Annotated in this window: 13 protein-coding genes; 5 read left to right on the forward strand and 8 right to left on the reverse strand. The window is 59.6% G+C overall.

The features are described 5' to 3' along the window. Nucleotides 1–142: 142 nt before the first annotated feature. Nucleotides 143–622, reverse strand: coding sequence for a BON domain-containing protein (locus WA157_RS07310; RefSeq protein ID WP_422620322.1), 480 nt, complete (start codon nt 620–622; stop codon nt 143–145). A 264-nt stretch (nt 623–886) separates the two neighbouring features. On the opposite strand from WA157_RS07310, the gene WA157_RS07315 reads away from it, so the two are divergent. Further along, entirely contained in the window at nt 887–2122 is a 1236-nt protein-coding gene (locus tag WA157_RS07315) for an NAD(P)/FAD-dependent oxidoreductase (RefSeq protein WP_422620323.1), read from the forward strand. An 11-nt stretch (nt 2123–2133) separates the two neighbouring features. On the opposite strand, the gene WA157_RS07320 is transcribed toward WA157_RS07315, so the two are convergent. Both WA157_RS07320 and WA157_RS07325 read right to left on the reverse strand, forming a co-directional pair. Then, nucleotides 2134–2751, reverse strand: coding sequence for a 2'-5' RNA ligase family protein (locus WA157_RS07320; RefSeq protein WP_422620324.1), 618 nt, complete (start codon nt 2749–2751; stop codon nt 2134–2136). A gap of 101 nt (nt 2752–2852) precedes the next feature. Then, a complete protein-coding gene (locus WA157_RS07325; RefSeq protein WP_422620325.1) occupies nt 2853–3095 on the reverse strand; it encodes a hypothetical protein in 243 nt (80 codons plus the stop codon). 28 nt (nt 3096–3123) lie between these two features. On the opposite strand from WA157_RS07325, the gene WA157_RS07330 reads away from it, so the two are divergent. Then, nucleotides 3124–4314, forward strand: a complete 1191-nt coding sequence (locus WA157_RS07330; RefSeq protein WP_422620326.1) for a putative bifunctional diguanylate cyclase/phosphodiesterase — start codon at nt 3124–3126, stop codon at nt 4312–4314. 136 nt (nt 4315–4450) lie between these two features. Here the strand turns inward: WA157_RS07330 and WA157_RS07335 are convergent, their stop codons facing one another. Then, nucleotides 4451–4594, reverse strand: coding sequence for a hypothetical protein (locus tag WA157_RS07335; RefSeq protein WP_422620420.1), 144 nt, complete (start codon nt 4592–4594; stop codon nt 4451–4453). 113 nt (nt 4595–4707) lie between these two features. After that, nucleotides 4708–6831: a beta strand repeat-containing protein gene (locus tag WA157_RS07340; protein ID WP_422620327.1), complete on the reverse strand. Its 2124-nt coding sequence runs from the start codon at nt 6829–6831 to the stop codon at nt 4708–4710. 305 nt (nt 6832–7136) lie between these two features. Between WA157_RS07340 and WA157_RS07345 the strand changes: the two genes are divergently transcribed. From WA157_RS07345 to WA157_RS07355, 3 genes are read left to right on the forward strand one after another with little or no spacing between them, the layout of a single operon-like run. Then, nucleotides 7137–9059, forward strand: a complete 1923-nt coding sequence (locus WA157_RS07345) for a PrkA family serine protein kinase (RefSeq protein ID WP_011464509.1) — start codon at nt 7137–7139, stop codon at nt 9057–9059. 49 nt (nt 9060–9108) lie between these two features. Continuing rightward, on the forward strand, nt 9109–10377 hold the full coding sequence (locus tag WA157_RS07350) for a YeaH/YhbH family protein (protein ID WP_422620328.1): 1269 nt from the start codon (nt 9109–9111) through the stop codon (nt 10375–10377). Between the two features lie 8 nt (nt 10378–10385). Further along, on the forward strand, nt 10386–11921 hold the full coding sequence (locus WA157_RS07355) for a SpoVR family protein (RefSeq protein ID WP_422620329.1): 1536 nt from the start codon (nt 10386–10388) through the stop codon (nt 11919–11921). Between the two features lie 134 nt (nt 11922–12055). Here the strand turns inward: WA157_RS07355 and lpdA are convergent, their stop codons facing one another. From lpdA to aceE, 3 genes are all read right to left on the reverse strand, one after another. After that, nucleotides 12056–13915, reverse strand: coding sequence for a dihydrolipoyl dehydrogenase (gene lpdA, locus WA157_RS07360; RefSeq protein ID WP_422620330.1), 1860 nt, complete (start codon nt 13913–13915; stop codon nt 12056–12058). Between the two features lie 124 nt (nt 13916–14039). Continuing rightward, nucleotides 14040–15746 carry a dihydrolipoyllysine-residue acetyltransferase gene (gene aceF / locus WA157_RS07365; protein WP_422620331.1) on the reverse strand — a complete coding sequence of 569 codons (1707 nt, stop codon included), beginning with the start codon at nt 15744–15746 and terminating at the stop codon, nt 14040–14042. A gap of 141 nt (nt 15747–15887) precedes the next feature. Beyond that, nucleotides 15888–18599, reverse strand: coding sequence for a pyruvate dehydrogenase (acetyl-transferring), homodimeric type (aceE, locus tag WA157_RS07370; RefSeq protein WP_422620332.1), 2712 nt, complete (start codon nt 18597–18599; stop codon nt 15888–15890). Nucleotides 18600–18769 lie beyond the last annotated feature (170 nt).

Raw genomic sequence — 18769 nt, forward strand, 5'->3', positions numbered from 1 at the left:
TCAACGCCAATTCAGGCCTGACTTGGATCAAGCATCCGGCAGACGGATCGCAAATCCAATCGCATCAAGTCAAATATCGCACGCCAGATCATCAACCTTCCACGAGCAACTTCAGTTTGCCAAGTGCGTGGTCCCAGCGCTTCTACTTGTCCACCACGATGAGTTGATTGATGACGGATTCGACATCGTCAATATTGCGCACGAGTTGCTCGACGGCGGAAGATTGTTCCCGCTTGCTGACGCAGCCCTTCAGCCAGACCCACCGGCGCTGCCCCTCGACCGAGATGCTGGTGTCCGAAAAGCGCCCATCAGCGAGAATCGCCTTCTTGACCCTTGGAATGATTTCCTTGTCGTACAAATAGGCATTCGGAAGGCGGCAGCGCCCGGACTGAAAACAGCTGGTTCCACGCTCGGCCCGCCAGTGTGTTTCCTCTCGCACCTGGGCTGGCGTCATCGTCGGCTCTGCTTGCTTGGGGCAATTTGCTATGGCGGCTGTGATCTGCAAGAACGGGTCATCGAAATAGTTCGCGCGCGCCTCGTCTGCGAGCGCCCTGGCTGGCGGGACCAGTGCGATAACGCCCAGGATCAGGTAGCAGATGTTCATGGTTGAACCGAAGGCCATCGAATTCTCCTGAAAGTCGCCCGCTTGCCTGCGCCAGGGGCTTGGGTTGGCATGGTTGCGGTGGATGGTAAATCAGCGGCCATCAAGACTGGCATTTGATCCTGATTTCAAGTGTTTGAGGGTCGGCTTGTTGGCGCCGACAAGCAGCTACACTTTGCAAGGGTCGCTCGGCTGTACTGTCACGTCCTGGCAGGACGCGGTTCTGGTGCTAACCGGGCTTGATAGGAACGCATCTACACGGGATGCACAACAAGGCGAACTACCATGAACTTCGTAATCATCGGTGCCGGATCCGCAGGGGTGCGGGCTGCTGAAACTCTGCGCGAAAATGCTCCCCAAGCCAGTATCACGCTGGTCAGCGGTGAACCCGGCGAACCCTATTCGCGCATGGCCATTCCCTACATCCTGAATGGCGCTATTGATGAAAACGGCGCCCACCAGCGCCAATCGCATCACCACCTGGAGAGCCTTGGTATTCGCTACCTCAATTGCAAGGCGCTGCAATTGCATGCGAGGCCGGACGGCGGCCATGTCGATCTCGACGACGGTTCGCAGCTCAACTATGACCGGCTGCTGGTGGCCACCGGCTCATCGCCTTCGCTGCCGCCCATACCCGGCACCGATTTGCCGGGCGCGGTGACTTGCTGGACCCTGGAAGACGCCCGCCAGATCGCGGCCAAGCTCGTGCCCGGTGCGCGCGTGGTCATGCTGGGCGCGGGTTTTGTTGCCGGGGTGTGCATGAAGTCGCTTGTGAACAGCGGCGCGCAGCTGTCAGTGGTGGCCGGTCGCTCGGGACAGATTCTGCGTTCGATGATGACACCTGTGGGCAGTCACATGCTGCAGCGCTGGCTGGAGGGCCGCGGCGTGGAGGTCATCACCACCGGGCGCACCCTGCGCATCGAGCCAGGCCCGCGACTGGTCATGGACACACGCACCATCGACGCCGACCTGATCATCCTGGCCACTGGCGTGCATCCGAATGTTGCTTTCCTCGAAGGCACCGGTGCCGAGATCCGCAGCGGTGTCGTGATTGATGAGCATATGCGCACCACCGTCCCGCACGTCTACGCGGCGGGCGATGTCGCGGAAGGACGTGATTTTTCCACCGGCGAGTGGGTGGTGCACGCCTTGCAGCCCACCGCCACCGAGCATGGACGCATCGCGGCGCTGAACATGGCCGGCAAGGAGGTGGCTTACCGCGGCAGCCTGAGCATGAATGTGCTGGACTCCGTCGGCCTCATTTCCCACACCTTTGGGCTGTGGCAGGGCATCCCGACGGGCGACAGCACCGAAGTGGTGGACGAAGCCAACTTTATCTACACCCGCTTGTGTTTCGATGGCGACCAGTTGATCGGTGCCATCACCATTGGTCATCCCCACCATGTGGGGGCCATCCGCGGCCTGATCCAGTCACGCCGCCACCTTGGCGCCTGGAAAGACCAACTGATGAAGAACCCACAACTGGTGATGGACGCCCTGGTCGACCTGAATCGCGGCTGAGCTTGACGCTGTCAGGCGCGCAAGGACCAGCGCCCCAGCACCTCATGCACCCCTTGGCCAACATGGCTGTTGATAAGGACAAATTCCTTCGCGGTCCAGGTGATGGGCTCAATGGCGTGCTCGGCAATGGGGTGGCGATCGTACAAAACCGTCATATGCGGGGTAAAGCTGCGTTTCACCGGTAGCCCCGCATAATCCATCGCCAGGCCAAGGCTCTGGCGGAAAGCCGCAAGTTGCGCCGTGCCGGCGCCGCCACACAGAACGTAGGTCCCGCTGCTCGGAAAGCTCATCGCGTGGTCAAAGACCACATCGAATGCAGGCGCCGCCACAGCGTCACCGGCCTCTCTGGCGGTCCTGACAATGTCTGGCGGCAATTGGGCATAGCCGCCGAGGTCGTGCAGCGTGACATGCAAGCGATGTGCCAGCAGCGGTTTGCCGACCAGTCCATGCTCGCGCCCCAAACGTGCTGCTTGTATCGCGATGGCCTTGGCGGCTTCGGCTTGCGGAAAAATGGAGAAGAACAAGGTATAGGGCGCCCGCCCACGCGGAAATTTTGCCAGTACTTTTGCAGAAGGTGGGGGGCTTGGCGGGGCGCCATCAAACCCGGGCAACGTGAACTGTTCAGACATACCGCCTCCTGGCATCAACCCCGAATTTCTGACATAAAAGACAGACTATTCTCGCGCTGGCGAAATTGACATACCTGCATTTTTACCCAGTTCACGCCACCTCAATCCTGGGCTTTCACTTTGGAAGCCAGGAACAGTGCCGTCACCACATCGCGCACGGTTTTGCGATCTTCTGCTGACAAAACCATGTAGCGCTTGAGCATTTCACGGTCTTGCATGTTCAGGATCGACGTATCGCAATCGCCATCCTGGATGTCGTGCGCCGCCACCACCGCCACGCCATAGCGCAATTCCTCAGGGCTGACTTGCAGCCAGTCTGCCAGGACCTTGAGCTTATCCTGCATCGGAATCGACACCCCCAGCGGTTCGAGAGTGGCGGTATTGTTTCTGGATTTGGACTACTTCAGAAGTGTCAACGACAGTTTTGGGCATACCACCGGAGATGCCCTGCTGGTGCAAGTCGGCACTCGTATCCGCAGCATCCTGCGCGAAAACGACACGCTGGCGCGCCTGGGCGGCGACGAGTTCGCCATTCTGCTCGCCGATATGAAAAATGTGGATGAAGCGGTGCGTGTGGCCAGCAAGCTCTTGCTGTCGCTACAGGCCTCGTACCGGCTGCAAGACCAGGATGTCTATTCCGGCGGCAGTCTGGGTCTGGCTTTTTATCCAGACGATGCGCAGGACAGTGACACCCTGCTGCGCTACGCTGACATGGCCATGTACCAGGCCAAAACGGCCGGGCGCGGAGGCTATGCCTGCTATTCGCAGGAAATGGACCTGCGCGGGCACGAAAACATGCGGCTGCATACACGGCTGAAAGAAGCCATGGCCCAAGGAATTTTGCAGTTGCATTACCAGCCTCAGGTGGACGTGGAAAGTGGTGCGATCGTGGGGGCAGAAGCCTTGTTGCGTTGGCAGGACCCGGAGCTGGGCCATGTGTCTCCGGCCAGGTTCATACCGGTTGCCGAGGCCACCGGCCTGATTTTGCCTCTATCGGACTGGGTGCTGGAAACGGCGTGCCAGCAAATTGCCGCCTGGACTCGGGCCGGCACGCCCTTGCGGGTGGCCGTCAATGTTTCGGCGCAGCAATTTCGCCAGCGCAATCTGCCCGAGCAGGTACGCGCAGCACTGGCGCGCACCGGCGCGCAGGCCCAATGGCTGGACATTGAAATCACCGAGTCGGTGGCCATGACGCAGCCCGCGCAGGCGCGCGAACAGCTCAATGCCCTGGTGGGCTTGGGCTGCCGCATCGCCCTGGATGACTTTGGTACCGGCTATTCGTCGCTCGCCTATCTCAAGGCCCTGCCGGTGAGCAAGCTCAAAATTGACAAGAGCTTCATGGACGGCATTCCCCACGACGCCAATGACGTCGCCATTTCCCGGGCCATCATTGCCTTGGCCAAAAGTCTGGGGTTGACACTGGTCGCCGAGGGGGTGGAAACCGATGCCCAGCTGGCTTTTTTGCGCCAATACGGTTGCGAGGTTTACCAGGGCTGGCTGTTTGCCAAAGCGATGACGGTGCAGGAGTTGACATCACGCCTTCACGGCGTTCAAGTTCCGTGACAGGCCATCAGGGGCCACGGCCTTTGCCGGTGCAGTAATCCCGGGCTACTCGTCGTTTTGCATCCAAGCCATCTGCCCGGGGCGCGGGCTTGCAGCAGCACGAAGTCGGCGTTGCAACCCACGTCCAGCCCGCAATTCACCAGACCCATGACACGGGCGGCTTGACGCTGACAGCCCCATCCGCCATGGTTCGTTCAAAGTGCGGGATGCCACCCACCACGTCCACCCCCTTGTCCAGCGCGCGCTTGAGGTTGGATGGGTATCCTGTTGTTGCTATCAAAGTTGTAGCTCCCTACGCTTATTGCACGGGCGCAAGAAGCCAATTTCCAAGGCAGAGTCATCCTCATGCGCACGGTATTGGCAAGTTCGGTGTATGCAGACGGGCTATTGCCGCTATTGCACGATGACGTAAAAGCCGGTCGCATCCTGCCCACCCACGACGGCGGCACCATGGCTGGTTAGGGTGCTGAAGCTGCCGCTGATGCTGGCGGCCTGGATCAGCAGCAATTTCTGTCCGCTGGCGTAGCTGCCGGTGAAATTCAGCGTCAGTGTGCCGCCGAGCACCGCTGTGCCGGTCACCGTCAACTGGTCATGCGTTACCCCTGGGCTGGCGCCGTCGATGGCCAGGGTCAGGTTGGCGCTGCTACCCTGCTGGAAGCCGCCACCCAACGTCAGCGCGCGCGTGCCACTGAGCGCCAAAGCAGTGTTGTTGACCACGTTGCCAGTGCCTAGCGCGTTGGCGCTGCCCACCAGCAGCCTGCCGCTGTTGAGGGTGGTGCCACCGCTGTAACTGTTGTCGCGCAGGGTGACAGTGACGGCACCGTTGTGCACCAGACTGCCGCTGCCGCTGATGTTGGACAGGATGATGTCGGTGGTGGTGTTCTGGATGATCAACTGGCCCGCGTTGACGATGGCATTGGTCGCAAGACCACCGCTGGACTCGGCTGTCAGCAGGCTGCTGTCACCGTTGTAGGTGGCGTGCAGCACGGTCGAATTGCTGCTTGCATTGACGGTGATGTAGTTCAGTGGCACGGTCTTGCCAGCACCGATACGCAGGATGGCATTGACGCCGATGGTGGTGGTGCCGTTGTAGTTCTGCGGCTGGGCAAAGGTCACGTCGTTGCCCGCTGTAGGCATGAGGGTAACGTTGCCCCAGCCGGTTTCACCCCCGCGGTGTGGGCCGCCGCCACCGCCGCTGATGCCGATGTTCAGGGTCACCGGGGCGTTGTAGTTGAAAGCCAGCGTGCTGCCGCGCAGGTTGATGTAGGCGTTCTTCGCGCCCAGCGCCGGATACGGCTCGGCAGGCGACGGTGCCGAGGGCAGGAAGAAATTGGCATGCGTGCCGTCGCCCCATTGCACCGTGCCTGCGCCGGATTCAATGTTGACTCCACGGTAGCTGGCATCGTTGCCGTTGTTCACTCCGTTGCGGTAGATGGCTTTGGCGTAGTTCAGGGCCGGATTGCTCAAGCCGGGATTGAGCACATTCGGGATGTTGTGCGGGCTGTTGTCAGTGTGGCTGTAAATGCCGGACATGACGATGGTGGAATTGCCAATGGCGTGAAAGTTGACATCGTTGCCATAAGCAGCCTCGTAAATGTTTTGCGACACGCTCACCACGCTGCCCGGCGGGCTCCAGACCAGCCAGGAACCCTCGTTGAGCACAGCCTTCGCGTTCGGGATGGAAGCCGCCACATGGTTGCTGCCGAAGTCATGCCCGGTGGTCAGCGACAAAACACCGCCAAAGGGATTGACCCCACGCAGTGAGTTACCACCCCACACCCCCACGCCTTGCAAGACGGGGCCACTGCCGCTGATACGCCCCAGCAGAATGAATTGCGCGCTGCTGAGCACGATGCTGCCGTTGTTCTGGATGTGGTTCAGGTTCACCTCACCATTGACCAAGCTGGCCGTGTTTTTGCTGTCGGAGGTGGCGATGATGTTGGGGTTGCTGTCGGCAGCGGTGTTGGTGCCCATCTGCAGCGTGACCCCGGCGTTGATGGTGAGCACTGGCGGGTTGGCCCCGGCAATCGTCAGCGCGTAGCCAGCACCAGGATAGGTCGTTTTCGTGACCACGGCCACCTGCTGGGCATCGGGCAGGGTGAAGGTGCTGGCCTGGGTGATGACCAGGGTGCTGGGGCTGCCGGTGCCACCGGTGGCCGCCAGCGCCAGCGTTCCCTTGCCCGAGATCACCCCGGTGTAGGTGCTGGTGCCCGCAGGCAGGCGGATGACGGCATCGCCACTGAGCGTGACATTCTGGTTGGCCAGAATGTCCGCGGTGATGTCGGTAACGGTGGAAGTGCCGACCGAAGTGCTGGTTGCAGTATCGGTCGCAGCACCGGTTGGGGTTGCGGCTGAACTGCCGGAGCCACCGCCGCACGCTGACAAACCCAAGGCACTCAGGCTGCACAGAAACAGGCGGCGCGAAGCATCATCTGCTGCGCGACCCGGCTTGCCGAGTGCATCCGTGAATGCCGCTGATGTGTGGCAGGGGTGTGACTGCAGGGGGTGGTTGGACATATCACTTTTGCTCGATTGGGTATTGGTCATTGGTCTTTCACCTGCTTGCGTGGATAGAAGAATGGCCGTCCACTGAGGAGGCCTGGCAACAGCCAATGTTAAGCTGACTCAAGTCAAGCTTTTATAGGGTGGGGCCGGTGCCCTCTTCTGACCAGCCTAAGCAAAAAAAATGACCCGTTGACCAAGGCCTTTTCTTATCCTTTTCTCCAGTGTCAAATTCCATAAGTGACTATGATGAATTACTTCATTCGAAAAGCGCGTGGTTCACACGGGTGAAGCCCGCCGATTGCAAAAGGAGATTCGTCATGAATGTCTTCGCACGTTACCAAGGTCGTTTTGAGGCCGCCAAGGAAGAAGAAATGTCGATCCAGGACTACCTGGATCTCTGCAAACGCGACACCACCGCCTACGCCACCGTTGCCGAGCGCATGCTGCGGGCCATTGGCGAGCCCGAGTTGGTCGATACCCGCACCGACCCCAGGCTGTCGCGCATCTTTGCCAACAAAATGCTCAGGCGTTATCCGGCGTTTCGCGACCTTTACGGCATGGAGGAAGTGATTGAGCAGATCGTCTCCTATTTCCGCCATGCCGCGCAAGGGCTGGAGGAGAAAAAACAAATTCTGTACCTGCTGGGCCCGGTCGGCGGCGGCAAATCGTCGCTGGCAGAGAAGCTCAAAGCCCTGATTGAAGTTGTGCCCATCTACACCATCAAGGGCTCACCGGTGCATGAGTCGCCCCTGGGCCTGTTCAATCCGCTGGAAGACGCGCAAATACTGGAGGACGACTACGGCATTTCGCGGCGTTACCTCGGCACCATCATGAGCCCGTGGGCGGTGAAGCGTCTGCATGAGTTCGGCGGCGACATCACCCGCTTTCGCGTGGTCAAGCTGCACCCATCGGTGCTGTCACAAATCGCTGTTTCCAAGACCGAGCCCGGCGATGAGAACAACCAGGACATTTCTTCCCTGGTGGGCAAAATTGACATCCGCAAGCTTGAAACCTACTCCCAAAGCGACCCCGACGCGTATTCCTTCTCGGGCGGCCTGTGCCTGGCCAATCGCGGCGTGCTGGAATTTGTCGAGATGTTCAAGGCACCCATCAAGGTGCTGCACCCCTTGCTGACCGCTACGCAGGAGGGCAACTACAAGGGCACTGAAGGCTTCGGCGCCATTCCGTTTGACGGCTTGGTGTTGGCGCACTCCAATGAGGCCGAATGGCTGACTTTCAAGAACAACCGCAACAACGAGGCTTTTCTTGACCGCATCTACATCGTGAAGGTGCCCTACTCCCTGCGCGTGTCGGACGAGATTCACATCTACGAAAAACTGTTGGCCAATTCCTCGCTGGTCAAGGCCCCGTGCGCACCGGATACGCTCAAGATGTTAGCGCAGTTTGCCGTTTTGTCGCGGCTCAAGGAGCCGGAAAACTCCAGCATCTTCTCCAAGATGCGGGTCTATGACGGCGAAAACCTCAAGGACACCGATCCCAAGGCCAAGAGCTACCAGGAGTACCGCGATTTTGCCGGCGTGGATGAAGGCATGACCGGGCTATCGACCCGGTTTGCGTTCAAGATTCTCTCGCGCGTGTTCAATTTCGACCACCGCGAGGTCGCCGCCAACCCGGTGCATCTGATGTATGTGCTGGAGCAGCAGATTGAACAGGAGCAGTTCCCGGCTGAGGTCGCGGAACGCTATACCCGCTTCCTCAAGGAATTCCTCTCGCCGCGTTACGCCGAGTTCATTGGCAAGGAGATCCAGACCGCCTATCTGGAGAGCTACTCCGAGTACGGCCAGAATATCTTTGACCGCTATGTGACTTACGCCGACTTCTGGATTCAGGACCAGGAGTACCGCGACACCAACACCGGCGAGATTCTGGACCGTGGCGCCCTCAACAGCGAACTGGAGAAGATCGAGAAACCGGCCGGCATCTCCAACCCGAAGGATTTTCGCAACGAAGTGGTCAACTTTGTGCTGCGCGCCCGCGCCAAACACGAGGGTCAAAACCCGCCGTGGACGTCTTACGAAAAGCTGCGTGCGGTCATCGAGAAAAAGATGTTCTCCAATACGGAAGAACTGCTGCCAGTGATTTCGTTCAACGCCAAGGCCAGTGGCGACGAACAGAAGAAACACAAAGACTTCGTGAACCGGATGATCAGCAAGGGCTACACAGAGAAGCAGGTGCGCCTGCTGTGCGAATGGTATCTGCGCGTGCGCAAGTCCTCCTGAGTTTTGCGACCCGACGGATGCCGAGACTCAATTTGAATCGGAATACCCCATGCCATTGCATATCGTAGACCGCCGCCTCGATAGCAAGCACAAGAGCTCGGTCAATCGCGGGCGCTTTATTGAACGCTTCAAGGGCCAGATTCGCAAAGCGGTGGCTGACGCCATCAACAAGCGAGGCATTCGCGATATCGACAACGGTGAAAAAATCGGTATCTCCGGCAAAGACATCGAAGAGCCGCAGTTTGCCCATGGTCACGGCGGCATCTGGGAGACGGTGCGGCCTGGCAACGACCGCTTCAGCCGCGGCGAGCAGGTGGATCGACCCAAGGGCGGTGGCGCCGGCGGCGGTGGCGGTCAAGCCAGCAAGGACGGCGAGAGCCTTGATGAATTCATGTTCACGCTGACCAAAGACGAGTTTCTGGACATTTTCTTTGACGAGCTGGCCCTGCCGCATCTGGTCAAGCAGCATCTGGCCCAGATCGAACAATATCGGCGCATTCGGGCCGGTTACACCCAGAGCGGCGTGCCCACCAATATCAACCTCGCCCGCACCATGCGCGGCGCCGCCGGCCGGCGCATCGCCGTCGGCGGGCCCTACACGGCGCAGCTGCGCGCCTTGCTGGCGCAGCTCGACGAACTCAAAGACAAGCTCACCGACGACGACCCGGAGCTGGAACGTCTGCGCCAGGAGATTGCGCGCGTGCGCGCCAAGATGGACAAGGTGCCGTTCGTCGACTCCTTTGATCTGCGCTACAACAACCGCATTCGTGTGCCGCAGCCCAGCACGCAGGCCGTCATGTTCTGCCTGCTCGACGTCTCGGGTTCCATGGACGAAGAACGCAAGAACATCGCCAAACGATTTTTTATGTTGCTCTATCTGTTTCTGACCCGAAATTACGAGCGCATTGAAGTCGTGTTCATTCGCCACCACACGGTCGCGGCCGAGGTTGACGAGGATGAATTCTTCACCTCGCGCGAATCCGGCGGCACGGTGGTCTCCAGTGCCCTGGAGCTGATGTACAAAATCATCAACGAGCGATATCCCAGCAACCAATGGAATATTTACGGCGCTCAGGCATCTGACGGTGACAACTGGAATGATGACTCGGCGCATTGCCGCGAGCTGCTGGAGCAGTCCTTGCTGCCCTTGACGCAGTATTTCGCCTATATCGAAATCACCGATGGCCCACCCCAGAACCTGTGGGAGGAATACTCCAGACTGGAGGCGGGCCATACGGACCATTTTGCGATGCGGCGCATTACCGCAGTGGCCGATATTTACCCTGTGTTTCGCGATCTTTTCAAGCAAAAGATCTGAGGGCCATCATGGCGCAAAAATCAAGCCCCGCTTTGCCCACCGGATCTGAGTGGACCTTTGCCGCCCTGGAGCAATACGACGAGGCTATTGGCCTCGTGGCGGCCGATTACCAGCTTGATTGCTACCCCCACATTCTGGAGGTCATTAGCGCCGAGCAGATGATGGATGCCTACGCCTCCATCGGCATGCCGGTGTATTACCACCACTGGTCCTACGGCAAGCATTTTCTGTCCACCGAGAACCGCTACAAACGCGGCCAAATGGGTCTGGCCTACGAGATCGTCATCAATTCGGACCCCTGCATTGCCTACCTGATGGAAGAAAACACGCTGCCGATGCAGGGTTTGGTCATCGCCCATGCGGCCTATGGTCACAACTCCTTCTTTAAAGGCAACCACCTGTTCAAACAGTGGACCAGCGCCGATGCCATCGTGGACTACCTCGTGTTTGCCAAGAAATTCATTGCCCAGTGCGAAGAGCGACACGGCGTGGGCCCGGTCGAAAAGCTGCTTGACGCCTGCCACGCGCTGCAAAATCTGGGCGTCGACCGTTTCAAGCGCTCGCCGCGACTCTCCCTGAACAAGGAAACGCTGCGACAAAAAGAGCGCTCGGACTACCTCCAGAGCCAGGTCAATGACCTGTGGCGCACCGTGCCGCCACGCCCGGAAGCGGACCGAACCGAACAAGAGGCCCGGTTTCCGGCCGAGCCCGAAGAGAACCTGCTCTATTTCATTGAGAAAAACGCGCCCCTGCTGGAGTCTTGGCAGAGGGAGATCATTCGAATTGTGCGCAAGATCGGGCAGTACTTTTACCCCCAGCGCCAGACCCAGGTCATGAACGAAGGTTGGGCCACATTCTGGCATTACACCTTGCTCAATACGCTCTATGACCAGGGCGGCCTGTCCGACGGCTTCATGCTTGAATTCCTGCAATCGCACACCAACGTCATCTACCAGCCGCCCTATAACAGCCCGCATTACTCTGGCATCAATCCTTACGCACTTGGTTTCGCCATGTGGCGCGACATTCGCCGCATCTGCGAAAACCCAAGCGCTGAAGACCGTGAGTGGTTTCCTGACATTGCCGGCTCCAACTGGCGCGAGAGCCTGGAGTTCGCGATGCAGAACTTCAAAGACGAGAGCTTCATCGCCCAATATCTCTCGCCCCAGCTCATGCGTGACTTTCGCTTTTTTTCGGTGCTCGATGATGATGCGCGCTCCAAGTTGCAGATCCAGGCGATTCACGATGAAAGCGGCTATCGGGCCTTGCGCCACCAGTTGTCCGAGCAATACAACCTGGGCAGCCTGGAGCCCAATATCCAGATCTGGAACGTCGATTTACGCGGCGACCGCTCGCTGACCCTGCGCCACTTTTCCCAGCAGCGCCGGCCCTTGGACGAGGCGAGCAAGGCGGTGATGGAGCACGTTGCCTACCTGTGGGGCTTCACGGTGCGACTCGAGAGCCAAGACAGCGACGGTAAAGTCAGCTTGATTGCGGAGCGCATGCGGGAGAAGCGCGCCAGCCACCCCGGCATCGGCCCCTGAGGTTTGCCGCATTGCAGGGTCACCGGCGCGCAATCCCGTGGCCAGCACCGCAGAGTCTGTGTAGCTTGCCCCTCAGAAGACAGAAAGCCCGAACCTGTGACAGTTCGGGCTTTCACATTGGAGGGGACGAGAGACTACTTCCGCGCCGGTGGCAGATCCGTACAACTGCCGTGCGCCACCTCCGCCGCCATGCCGATGCTCTCGCCCAGCGTGGGGTGCGGATGAATGGTCTTACCGATGTCGATGGCATCAGCACCCATCTCAATCGCCAGCGCAATCTCGCCGATCATGTCGCCGGCGTGGGTGCCGACCATGCCGCCGCCAAGGATTTTTCCGTGACCGTGCGCTTCAGGAGAGTCATCAAACAGCAGCTTGCTCACACCTTCGTCGCGGCCGTTGGCAATGGCGCGGCCGGACGCCGTCCAGGGGAACAGACCCTTCTTGACCTTGATGCCCTGCGCCTTGGCCTGGTCTTCGGTCAGGCCGACCCAGGCCACTTCGGGGTCGGTGTAGGCCACGCTGGGGATGACGCGGGCGTTGAAGGCGGCGCTGGCCAGTTCCTTGTTGCCTTGGAGTTCACCTGCGATCACTTCGGCGGCCACATGCGCTTCGTGCACCGCCTTGTGCGCCAGCATGGGCTGGCCCACGATGTCGCCGATGGCGAAGATGTGCGGCACGTTGGTGCGCATCTGGATGTCGACATTGATGAAGCCACGGTCCGTGACGGCGACACCAGCCTTGTCGGCGGCGATCTTCTTGCCGTTGGGCGTGCGGCCCACGGCTTGGAGCACCAGGTCGTAGACCTGTGGTTCGGGCACTTTCACGCCCTCCTCCGCTGCTGCGAAAGTGACTTCAATGCCTTCAGGTAGCGCGCGGGCACTAACCGTTTTGGTCTTGAGCATGATGTTGTCGAAACGCTTGGCGTTCATTTTCTGCCAGATCTTGACCAGGTCGCGGTCGGCGCCCTGCATCAGGCCGTCGAGCATTTCGACCACATCCAGACGCGCACCCAGCGTGCTGTAGACCGTCCCCATTTCCAGGCCGATGATGCCGCCGCCCAGAATCAGCATGCGCTTGGGGACTTCCCTCAAGGCCAAGGCACCGGTGCTGTCGACCACGCGGGGATCGTCTGGCATGAACGGCAAGCGCACGGCTTGACTGCCGGCGGCGATGATGCACTTCTTGAACGCAATGGTTTGCGTCTTGCCGGTTTTCTCCTGGGATGTGCCGGTCGTTTCTTCGACCTGCACGTGGTTGGCGCCCACAAACGCGCCGTAGCCGCGAACGATGGTGACCTTGCGCATCTTGGCCATGGCGGCCAAGCCGCCGGTGAGTTTGCCGACAACCTTTTCCTTGTGGCCGCGCAAGGTGTCCACATTGATCTTGGGCGCGCCAAAATCCACACCCAACGCCGTCAGGTGTGACACTTCGTCAATGACGCTGGCCACGTGCAACAGCGCTTTGGACGGGATGCAACCGACGTTCAGACAGACACCGCCCAGTTGGGCGTAACGCTCGACCAGGATGACTTTGAGTCCCAAATCCGCCGCGCGGAAAGCAGCCGAATAGCCACCGGGGCCGCCGCCGAGCACCAGCAAATCGCAGTCCAGATCGACGCCGCCTGCATAGCTGGCGGCAGTGGCGACTGGGGTGGGCGCGCTTACAGCTGGAGACGCTACTGTTTGTGTAGCTGCCTGCTCAGACGCTACGGGGGCTACAGCCTGATTTGGCTTGATATCTGGAGCGACAGGAGCCTCTGCCGCCTCCAGCACCAGCAACACCGAGCCTTCAGAAACCTTGTCGCCCAGCGCAACCTTGAGCTCCTTGACGACGCCCGCGTGGCTGCAGGGAATTTCCATGGACGCCTTGTCGGATTCCACGGTGATCAGGCTTTGCTCGGCCCGGACGGTGTCACCGGGCTTGACCAGCAGCTCGATGACGGTGACTTCGGCGAAGTCGCCAATGTTGGGGACTTTGATGTCGATAAGTGCCATATTTTTTCCAATCAGTTGAGGACAGAGCTGGTTCGTTTCGCGTAACTGCGGTCTGACCCGCAAGGTTTCAGTATGTCGGGGTCAGAGCACGTTTGCTGCGCAAAGTGGTCTGACCCGCAAGGTTCTAGAGCAACACCCGGCGGAAATCACCCAGGATTTGGCCCAGATAGACATTGAAGCGGGCCGCAGCGGCACCGTCAATCACGCGGTGGTCCCAGGTAAGCGACAGCGGCAGCATCAGGCGTGGCTGGAACGCCTTGCCATCCCACACCGGCTGGATGGTGGAGCGGCACACGCCCAGAATCGACACTTCAGGCGCGTTGATGATGGGCGTGAAATAGCGCCCGCCAATGCCGCCCAGGCTGCTGATGGTGAAGCTCGCGCCGGTCATCTCGGCCGGGCTCAGCTTGCCATCACGCGCCTTTTTGGCCAGTTCGCCCATCTCGACCGAGATTTGCATGATGCCTTTTTGATCAGCATCCTTGATCACCGGCACCATCAGGCCGTTGGGCGTGTCCGCCGCGAAACCGATGTGGTAGTACTGCTTGTAGATCAGGGCGTCGCCGTCCAGCGAGCTGTTGAACTCGGGGTATTTCTTGAGCGCGGCCACGCAGGCCTTGATCAGGAAGGCCAGCATGGTGACCTTAACGCTTGCGTTAACTCCAGTTTTCGCGGACTTTTCATTCTCCAGGTTGGTTGAAACCCGGAAGGCTTCCAGGTCGGTGATGTCACAGTCGTCATGGTTGGTCACGGCCGGAATCAGGATCGCGTTGCGCAGCAGGTTGGCACCGCTGATTTTCTTGATGCGGCTGAGTTCCTTGCGCTCGACCGGGCCAAACTTGGCAAAGTCCACTTTCGGCCACGGGATCAGGCCCAGGCCGGCGCCGTCAGTGCCTGAAGCGGCTGCGGCTGCCTTGGGCTGCGCCTGAGCAGCCAGCGTTTGAATCGCGCCGCTCATCACCGAGCGGGTAAAGGCTTGCACGTCGTTGTCAGTGATGCGACCTTTGAGACCCGTACCTTTGACCTCATCCAGGGGCACGCCCAACTCGCGGGCAAACTTGCGCACCGACGGCGAGGCGTGGGGCAGACCCAGCGGGGCCAATGTGGGGATGTGCGCGGGCACGGCCAGCACGGCAGCAACTGGTGCAACAGCAGCAACCGCTGCCGAGGCCACCGGTGCAGCGGCTGCCGCTGAAGCCTGCGCAGCTGCGGCCGTAGCAACCGGCGCGGTGCCTTCCAGAATCGCCAGCAGGTCGCCAATATTGACTTTGTCGCCGAGTTTGACCTTGAGCTCCTTGATCACGCCCGCCGCGCTGGACGGAATTTCCATGGATGCCTTGTCAGACTCCACGGTAATCAGGCTTTGCTCAAACCGGACAGCGTCGCCCACCTTGACCATGACCTCAATCACTGTCACATCCTTGAAGTCACCAATGTCAGGCACGCGTACCTCGACAGGGCCCGCGCCAGTTGCTACTACATTAATAGCGGATTGCGCAGGAGGGACGGGGGCTACAGCCTGATTTGTCTTAGATTCCTGGGCTGGTGCCGGCACCGCGGCGGCCGGTGCTGCAGCTGCGGCACCCTCGGTATCAGCCACCTCCAGCAACAACAACAATGAGCCTTGCCTGACCTTGTCGCCCAAAGCGACCTTGAGCTCCTTGACCACGCCAGCCGACGACGACGGAATTTCCATCGACGCCTTGTCGGACTCGACGGTAATCAAGCTTTGTTCAGCCTTGACGGTGTCGCCCGGCTTGACCAGCAGTTCAATCACTGCAACTTCATCAAAATCGCCAATGTCCGGGACTTTTATTTCGATTAAGGACATACATGTCTCCTTATTTATTCAGTTAACGGGCAAGGCAAGCGTGCCGCCCTCTCATTATGAAACCTGCTGCGCCACTGCCGCCAACCCCGGCCTGCTGGCATGCGGCAGGGCGTGGTGTCACAAGGCAGCAGGTGATTCAGATCACGCGTACAGGGGATTGACCTTATCGGTCTTGATACCGTACCTGGCAATCGCTTCAACCACTTTAGCCACCGGCAGCGTGCCTTCTTCACTCAGCGCTTTCAGCGCCGCCACCACAATGAAATGGCGGTTGATCTCGAAGTGCTCACGCAACTTGGAGCGGAAGTCGCTGCGGCCAAACCCGTCGGTGCCCAGCACTTTGAAGGTGCGGCCCTTGGGGATGAAGGAGCGAATCTGCTCGGCATAAGCCTTCATGTAGTCGGTGGCGGCCACCACCGGGCCGGCGTGTTTTTCGAGCTGTTGGGCGACAAACGACACGCTGGGCGCCTGCGCCGGATGCAACAGGTTGTGGCGCTCACAGGCTTGGCCGTCACGCGCCAGCTCGTTGAAGCTGGGACAGCTCCAGACATTGGCACTGATACCCCAGTCCTTGGCCAGCAACTCCTGGGCGGCAATTGATTCACGCAGGATGGTGCCAGAGCCCAGCAACTGCACCGTGGGCTGCTTGGCAGCCGTTGCACCCGCCTTGCACAGGTACATGCCCTTGATGATCTGCTCTTCGGTGCCCGCACTCAAGCCCGGCATCGGGTAGTTCTCATTGAGCAGCGTGATGTAGTAGTAGACGTTGTCCTGCTTTTCGACCATGCGCTTCAAGCCGTGGTGCAGGATGACGCCCACCTCATGCGCAAAGGTCGGGTCGTAGCTGATGCAGTTGGGAATGGTGCTGGCCAGAATGTGGCTGTGGCCGTCTTCGTGCTGCAGGCCTTCGCCATTGAGCGTGGTGCGCCCGGAGGTGCCGCCCAGCAGGAAACCGCGCGCCTGCATGTCGCCGGCCGCCCAGGCCAGGTCGCCGATGCGCTGAAAGCCAAACATCGAGTAGTACACGTAGAACGGCACCATGATGCGGTTGGAGGTCGAGTAGCTGGTGGCCGCCGCAATCCAGCTCGCCATGCCGCCGGCTTCGTTGATACCCTCTTGCAGCATTTGGCCCTTGGCATCTTCCTTGTAATACATGACCTGGTCTTTATCGACCGGGGTGTATTTCTGGCCTTCCGGGTTGTAGATGCCGATCTGGCGGAACAAGCCTTCCATACCAAAGGTGCGGCCCTCGTCGACCAGAATCGGCACGACACGTGGACCCAGCGCCTGGTCGCGCAGCAATTGGCTCAAAAAGCGCACGTACGCTTGCGTGGTGGAGATTTCGCGGCCTTCGGCGGTCGGGTCGAGCACGGCTTTAAAGACTTCCAGCGCCGGCACGGTGAAATGCTCGTCGGCTTTGGTGCGCCGGTGCGGCAGGTAGCCACCAAGTGCCTTGCGACGCTCGTGCAGATACTTCATCTCGGGTGTGTCATCGGCCGGTTTGTAGAAGGGCAGCTTGGACAACTCGCTGTCCGGAATCGGAATGTTGAAGCGATCACGGAAGATCTTGATGTCTTCATCGGTCAGTTTTTTGGTCTGGTGCACGGCGTTTTTGCCCTCACCGCTCTTGCCCATGCCAAAACCCTTCACGGTCTTGATCAGCAACACGCTCGGCTGGTCCTTGTGATTGACCGCCGAATGGTAGGCGGCATACACTTTCTGCGGGTCATGGCCGCCGCGGCGCAGGTTCCAGATATCGTCGTCGCTCATCTTGGCCACCATCGCCAGCGTGCGCGGGTCGCGGCCAAAGAAATGCTCACGCACATAGGCGCCGTCTTTGGACTTGAAGGTCTGGTAGTCACCATCGAGCGTGTCCATCATGACCTTGCGCAAAGCATCGTCTTTGTCACGCGCCAGCAGCGGATCCCAGTTGCTGCCCCACAGCAGCTTGATCACGTTCCAGCCCGCGCCACGGAAGGTGCCTTCGAGCTCCTGAATGATCTTGCCGTTGCCACGCACCGGGCCGTCCAGGCGCTGCAGGTTGCAGTTGATAACAAAAATCAGGTTGTCGAGTTTTTCGCGCGCGGCCAGACCGATAGCGCCCAGGGACTCCACCTCGTCCATTTCGCCATCACCACAAAACACCCAGACCTTGCGGTTCTCGGTGTTGGCAATGCCACGGGCGTGCAGGTATTTCAGAAAGCGAGCCTGGTAGATCGCCATCAACGGCCCGAGGCCCATTGACACCGTGGGGAACTGCCAGAACTCGGGCATCAGCTTGGGGTGCGGGTAGCTGGACAGGCCCTTGCCACCGGTTTCCTGGCGGAAGTTCAGCAGTTGCTCTTCAGTCAAACGGCCTTCAAGGTAGGCACGGGCATAGACACCGGGTGCCACGTGACCCTGAATATAGAGACAGTCGCCACCATGGTTTTCACTCTCGGCATGCCAAAAATGGTTGAAACCGGCGCCAAACATATGGGCCAGCGAGGCAAAAGAGCCAATGTGCCCGCCCAGATCGCCACCGTCCACGGGGTGATGCCGGTTGGCTTTAACCACCATCGCCATGGCATTCCAGCGCATGTAGGCGCGCAGGCGTTCTTCAATTTCGATGTTGCCGGGGCAACGCTCTTCCTGATCCGGCTCCAGGGTGTTGACATAGCCGGTGTTGGCCGAAAACGGCATGTCGATGCTGCTTTGGCGCGCATGCTCAAGCAACTGCTCCAGCAAAAAATGGGCGCGCTCAGGGCCTTCGCGCTCGATGACGGCCGATAGCGCATCCATCCATTCACGGGTTTCCTGGCTGTCGACGTCAGGCGCTGCTGCGCCGGCCAAATTCTCGGGAACTGCTGACATTTTTGTCTCCTGGGTGATTTGTCGTTTTGATGTTATTGGGATTTTCTAGAAACGCCAATCGTTTAATTCTGCCAGAATTTTCAAAAAATTTCGAATTATGCGATGTGATTTCATACTATGAGATAAAATGCACTCAAGCCAAGCCTAACTCATCTACACGTCGGGTCATC

Origin of the sequence: Rhodoferax ferrireducens (genome assembly GCF_049302455.1) — a bacterium.
GTDB classification, from domain to species: Bacteria; Pseudomonadota; Gammaproteobacteria; order Burkholderiales; family Burkholderiaceae_C; genus Rhodoferax; species Rhodoferax ferrireducens_B.

Excerpts from the sequence above, each read along its gene's own strand:
- WA157_RS07310 (WP_422620322.1), bottom strand. The coding sequence starts at position 622 with ATGGCCTTCGGTTCAACCATGAACATCTGCTACCTGATCCTGGGCGTT.
- WA157_RS07315 (WP_422620323.1), top strand. The coding sequence starts at position 887 with ATGAACTTCGTAATCATCGGTGCCGGATCCGCAGGGGTGCGGGCTGCT.
- WA157_RS07320 (WP_422620324.1), bottom strand. The coding sequence starts at position 2,751 with ATGTCTGAACAGTTCACGTTGCCCGGGTTTGATGGCGCCCCGCCAAGC.
- WA157_RS07325 (WP_422620325.1), bottom strand. The coding sequence starts at position 3,095 with ATGCAGGATAAGCTCAAGGTCCTGGCAGACTGGCTGCAAGTCAGCCCT.
- WA157_RS07340 (WP_422620327.1), bottom strand. The coding sequence starts at position 6,831 with ATGTCCAACCACCCCCTGCAGTCACACCCCTGCCACACATCAGCGGCA.
- WA157_RS07345 (WP_011464509.1), top strand. The coding sequence starts at position 7,137 with ATGAATGTCTTCGCACGTTACCAAGGTCGTTTTGAGGCCGCCAAGGAA.
- WA157_RS07350 (WP_422620328.1), top strand. The coding sequence starts at position 9,109 with ATGCCATTGCATATCGTAGACCGCCGCCTCGATAGCAAGCACAAGAGC.
- WA157_RS07355 (WP_422620329.1), top strand. The coding sequence starts at position 10,386 with ATGGCGCAAAAATCAAGCCCCGCTTTGCCCACCGGATCTGAGTGGACC.
- lpdA (WP_422620330.1), bottom strand. The coding sequence starts at position 13,915 with ATGGCACTTATCGACATCAAAGTCCCCAACATTGGCGACTTCGCCGAA.
- aceF (WP_422620331.1), bottom strand. The coding sequence starts at position 15,746 with ATGTCCTTAATCGAAATAAAAGTCCCGGACATTGGCGATTTTGATGAA.
- aceE (WP_422620332.1), bottom strand. The coding sequence starts at position 18,599 with ATGTCAGCAGTTCCCGAGAATTTGGCCGGCGCAGCAGCGCCTGACGTC.